We start from the raw sequence: 4,692 nt of genomic DNA, 5'->3' as shown, positions 1-4,692 counted from the left end.
ATGATTGCCACCGACTGGCGTCAGATGGGTCACACGCTGTCGCTGCAGTCGGTGGACATTCCGCTGGCAGACCCGCACTTCTGGACCATGCAGGGGTCGGTGCGCGTGGCGCAGATGTGCCACGAGTTTGGCCTGACGTGGGGCTCGCACTCCAACAACCACTTCGACATTTCACTGGCGATGTTCACCCACGTGGCGGCCGCAGCACCGGGTAAAATCACCGCGATTGACACGCACTGGATCTGGCAGGAAGGCAACCAGCGCCTGACCAGAGAGCCGTTTGAAATCAAAGGCGGGATGGTTCAGGTGCCGTCCACACCGGGTCTGGGCGTGGAGCTGGACATGGACCAGGTGATGAAGGCGCACGAGCTGTATCAGAAACACGGTCTGGGCGCGCGCGACGATGCGATGGGGATGCAGTACCTGATCCCCGGCTGGACGTTCGACAACAAGCGTCCCTGCATGGTGCGTTAACCGTACTGATTGATGAAAAGCCCGCTGGCATCGCCCTGCGGGCTTTTTTTCACTTATCGGCAGGCTGCCGCAAAGGCACCCGGCGTGACGCCGAAATGGATACGGAAGGTACGGGAGAAGTGGCTCTGATCGAAAAATCCAACATCCTGCGCGGTTTGTGAGGCACTCACGCCACGTGCGAGCAGAGACTTCGCTCTGATCAGGCGGATTTGCGTCAGGAAGCGGTGTACCGACAAGCCGGTGCTGCTCTGAAAGAGGCGCATAAAGTGAAACTCACTCAACCCCACCGCACGGGCAACATCCAGCACGCTGACGGGTTGGTGATAGTGCGCCTGTAAATACTCAACGGCACGACGCATATCAGCCCTTCCCTGGTTTCTCCCCCTTTCGCAGCCTGAGCGTTCACCGTATCGGGCAATCAGCGTGCTAAGCAGTTGAAACAGCGCACACTCTTTTTCCATCGCATCCCGACTATGGGCGAGAACCGATGCAGACTGAAGCAATTCTTCCGCCATCTCTGGCGCGTGGTACATAATTTCCCGGCCAAAATTAACCTGTCCTTTGCCTGGCAGTACCGCGTCTGCAATATCATGCACCAGTGCTTCAGAGGGATAAAATGCGCAGTAATCCCAGCCCAAATCACGCTCGACCGCCTCTCCCGTGTGTACCTCACCGGGGTGAATGAACATTACCGTTCCGGCGGCAGCCACCCCCGTTTTACGGCATACCCGGTTGCGCTGAGCCCCGCGAGCAAAAATCGCCATCACAAACTCATCATGAAAATGGGGGGGATAACGATGATCAAAGCAGGAGGCGCGCAACACTTCCATCTCGCCCTGAAAGGCTTTGTCTTTCCATAACCGGATGTCATCGCGCTTGTCTTTCATCTGGTGTACCTCTCACCCTTTTCTCATGATGAGCAGGATTATCCTATCCTCCCCATGCCGTTCCTTTACACTCAGCGCTTCTCATTCGCGAAGTTTATGGGTAAAGAATGTCATTTAACACGAATTGTGAAAATGCTGAAGCGGCAAACGGCCGCTTTATGGCAGGCGTGATGGCTTGTCTGCCCACCATGCCAGGCTACTGGAGCATTGGCATGGCCGCAGGTGCCATTGGTACATTGTCCGGGTTTTCGCTGTTGCACACGACGCTGCTGGCAGCAGGGTTGTACGCCGGTTCCGCCCATTTCCTTTTCTACTCACTTTGGGCTGCGGGTGCAGAATCGGCCTCGGTCATTCTGAGCGTCGCACTGGTGAATATGCGTTATCTCCTGATGAGCTCGGCATTAAGTATCTGGTTTCGCCACTCCACAGCCTTGCAAAAACTGATCGGCGGTGTCCTGCTCACGGACGAAACCTTCGGCGTGGCCGTTCAGCACGCTACCCGCCAGGGTGCACTGCCCTTTCCCTGGCTCCTGGGGCTCAACATTTCGGCGTGGCTCAACTGGATTGTCGCCTGTGTTGTCGGCGCATGGCTGGCAACTGCGCTGCCGCCGTTCCTGATGGAAGGGCTGAGTTTCAGCCTGGTCTCCATGTTCGTCGGTTTACTGGTGATGACCTGGTACGCCAGCCAGCGCAAACTTCCGGAGACCGTAGCCATTTTCGCTGCCATTCTGATTACGCTGACCACGGCATCGCATTTAGGTACGCATCTGGTGGTAATTATCGCAGCCATGCTCTCTGCCACCGTGGCGACATGCGTGCTGCGCATGCGCAGCAAAAGGGAGAAATAAATGGACTATCCGATTGTTTTCACTATCGCCCTGGCGGCACTTGTAACGGCGTTGATGCGCACGGTTCCACTGTTTCTGCTGGCGAGGTTTCATCTACCGCAGAGACTGCAAGACTGGCTGAGCTTTATTCCAGCGGCCATCATGTCCGCCATCATTACCGCTGAAATCATCGCAAAACCCGTCTGGTCGCCTTCTGGTCTCAGCCTGTCGCTACTGGCTACCATCATTGCCATCGTGGCGGGCATGGTGACCCGCAGCCTGTTTCTCACCGTGGTGGCCGGCATGGGTGCGATGATGGGGCTGAGTTATATGCTGTTGACCTGACACACACGTAGAACGTTAGCCTGGTAAATCGGAGTGCATAACTGGCCGGGCTTCAGTTCATCTCTCCGGCTCTGCCAGGCTTTCTGATGATGCAGTCATTATTCTGTTGACGATTTACTCAAGCTTTTATAATTTCAGTGAATGAATATGTTTGCGCGCCTGACTCAAACCACCACCAGCACGACCCCTGACGCGGGTTGTGAGGGTAATGCGCGCTAAATTTACCCTTAAACCCGCCAGTCCTGGCCGGGTTTACTCTCTTTCTCCTGGCCCCTGGTAACGCAACAGGAGAAAAATCATGTCCTCTCTTCCCCCACGACGTCGCGCTCTATTGGTTATTGATATGCAGGTGGGTTTATTTCATGGCCCGGATAAACCGTATGAAGGGGCGCGCGTACTAACCCATATCAATCAGTTAATTGCCAGAGCCCACGAGGCAGGTGCACCCGTTTTTGCCTTGCAGCATACCGGCCCTGCTGGTTCACCTGTAGAACCTGGCAGCCCCCTGACGCGACTTATTGCGCAGCTGGATATTGATGAAAGCCGTGACCAGGTTTTGGTCAAAACACGACCAAATGGTTTCGCCGGAACCGGCCTCGCAGAATTACTGCACAAAGCCTCTGTTGATGAGCTGGTTGTCGTGGGAATGAAGACAGAATTTTGCGTCGATACGACCTGTCGGGCTGCCGCTGATCTGGGTTTTAAGCCAATTTTAATTGCCGATGCCCACACCACGATGGATACTGCGGTCCTCGCCGCGCAGACCATCATCGCTCACCACAACAACACATTGAACGGCCCTTTTGTGACACTGTTGTCGACAGATGAGTGTCTGTTTTAAGGCGAGAATATCGCGTCCCGCATCCGGGCGGGTGTCTGTCAGCACAGATCACCCGTCAGCGAAGCGGCAACGCCACCGGCAATGAACGCCTGCCCCCCGCCACGTCGACCGCATCAGGCTTTCGTCTTCGTTTTCTTCCCCTGTTCGGCGAATTTCCCCCTCTCACCCCCTCTCCCGTCAGGGCGGCACGTTGAGCAGTGCTATATTCATAGTATATTAATAAGAATCTTTCTTTGCGGGTACCTGGCATGTCTTACTCCATTGGCCAATTCGCCACACTGTGCGGCATTAACGCGACCACGCTTCGGGCCTGGCAACGGCGTTATGGTTTGCTTAAACCCCTGCGTACCGATGGGGGTCACCGCTTATACAGTGACGATGATGTCCAGCAGGCGCTGCGCATTCTCGACTGGGTGAAGAAAGGGGTGCCCGTCAGCCAGGTGAAACCTCTGCTTGAGCGCCCCGGCACACGGCGCGCCAATAACTGGGTAACCTTGCAGACAACCATGCTTGAGCGGCTCAAAGAAGGCAAAATAGAATCTCTGCGCCAGTTAATTTATGATTCAGGCCGTGAATACCCCCGACCTGAACTGGTGACGGAGGTGCTCCGCCCCCTCAGGAGCCAGGTTTCCGCCAACACGCCTGCGATGATGACCCTGCGCGAAGTGCTTGATGGCATTATTCTTTCCTACACCTCATTCTGCCTTGAGGGCGACAAGCGCGCCCCTGGTGATAATTATCTGATCTGTGGCTGGCAACTGACCGATCCCTGTGAAGTGTGGCTGGAGGCGCTAAAGCGTACCGGTCAGGGACATCGTATCGATGTGCTGCCAAACTCCCCCACGGTGCTGGCACCTGAAATTTTCCCTGGCCGCCACTGGCTGCTGGTCACCAGCGGGAAGTTAACCGTTGCTCGCAAGAAGCAGGTTGAAAAATGGCGTGAGCTGGTGACGTCACTGGATGTGATTACGCTCTAGGTCTGGCGGGACGGAATATACAAGTCTGGCGGGCTGTTCCGTTCACCTTACGTTTATTGTTCTTCTGAAGCGACTCTCCCTGTGCACGCGCCATGTGGGTTCACCGCCGCCCTCCTGGCACGTTCACGGGTTCTGGCGTGACAGAAAAGCAAGGGACATAAGGTGAACGGAATGACGCTCAGCGCCGCATGTTTCCCCTCACCCTGGCCCTTATGTCTTGATCTTCTCCGCTCAGCCGGAGAAGATCCCCGACTGATCATCGGGAGGTGACCGGTGAGCATCCCCTGGCCCTGGTGCCTCTGAGCCCGTGGGAGAGATTATGCCCCGGTCACCTGTTTCCC

The 4,692-nt window shown here is 56.0% G+C and carries 6 protein-coding genes; 5 read left to right on the top strand and 1 reads right to left on the bottom strand.

Annotation, left to right across the window (positions count from 1 at the left end; all coding sequences use genetic code 11):
- Positions 1-474: enolase C-terminal domain-like protein (locus tag KXR87_RS23115; RefSeq protein ID WP_437432558.1), on the top strand; the 474-nt coding region annotated here is incomplete at its 5' end.
- A gap of 53 nt (positions 475-527) precedes the next feature.
- Here KXR87_RS23115 and KXR87_RS23110 read toward each other — a convergent pair.
- Complete coding sequence (locus tag KXR87_RS23110) at positions 528-1,361, bottom strand: AraC family transcriptional regulator (RefSeq protein ID WP_437434524.1); 834 nt, start codon at positions 1,359-1,361, stop codon at positions 528-530.
- A gap of 107 nt (positions 1,362-1,468) precedes the next feature.
- On the opposite strand from KXR87_RS23110, the gene KXR87_RS23105 reads away from it, so the two are divergent.
- From KXR87_RS23105 to KXR87_RS23090, 4 genes are all read left to right on the top strand, one after another.
- Positions 1,469-2,209, top strand: a complete 741-nt coding sequence (locus KXR87_RS23105) for an AzlC family ABC transporter permease (protein ID WP_437434523.1) — start codon at positions 1,469-1,471, stop codon at positions 2,207-2,209.
- Complete coding sequence (locus tag KXR87_RS23100; RefSeq protein WP_437434522.1) at positions 2,210-2,533, top strand: AzlD domain-containing protein; 324 nt, start codon at positions 2,210-2,212, stop codon at positions 2,531-2,533. It abuts the gene before it with no gap.
- Positions 2,534-2,831: 298 nt separating this feature from the next.
- The gene (locus KXR87_RS23095) at positions 2,832-3,374 is read left to right on the top strand and encodes a cysteine hydrolase family protein (RefSeq protein WP_437434521.1); all 543 of its coding nucleotides are present in this window, start codon (positions 2,832-2,834) and stop codon (positions 3,372-3,374) included.
- A 248-nt stretch (positions 3,375-3,622) separates the two neighbouring features.
- Complete coding sequence (locus KXR87_RS23090) at positions 3,623-4,351, top strand: MerR family transcriptional regulator (protein WP_437434520.1); 729 nt, start codon at positions 3,623-3,625, stop codon at positions 4,349-4,351.
- The last annotated feature ends 341 nt before the right edge of the window (positions 4,352-4,692 follow it).

Origin of the sequence: Yokenella regensburgei (genome assembly GCF_051486985.1) — a bacterium.
Taxonomy (GTDB): Bacteria; Pseudomonadota; Gammaproteobacteria; order Enterobacterales; family Enterobacteriaceae; genus CBFFRJ01.
The sequence above is the reverse complement of the archived record's forward strand: the minus strand, read 5'-3'. Positions and strand labels throughout refer to the sequence as shown.

Bases quoted from the DNA above. Each gene is read 5' to 3' on its own strand.
- KXR87_RS23095 (WP_437434521.1), top strand. From the start codon at position 2,832: ATGTCCTCTCTTCCCCCACGACGTCGCGCTCTATTGGTTATTGATATG.
- KXR87_RS23090 (WP_437434520.1), top strand. From the start codon at position 3,623: ATGTCTTACTCCATTGGCCAATTCGCCACACTGTGCGGCATTAACGCG.
- KXR87_RS23110 (WP_437434524.1), bottom strand. From the start codon at position 1,361: ATGAAAGACAAGCGCGATGACATCCGGTTATGGAAAGACAAAGCCTTT.
- KXR87_RS23100 (WP_437434522.1), top strand. From the start codon at position 2,210: ATGGACTATCCGATTGTTTTCACTATCGCCCTGGCGGCACTTGTAACG.
- KXR87_RS23105 (WP_437434523.1), top strand. From the start codon at position 1,469: ATGTCATTTAACACGAATTGTGAAAATGCTGAAGCGGCAAACGGCCGC.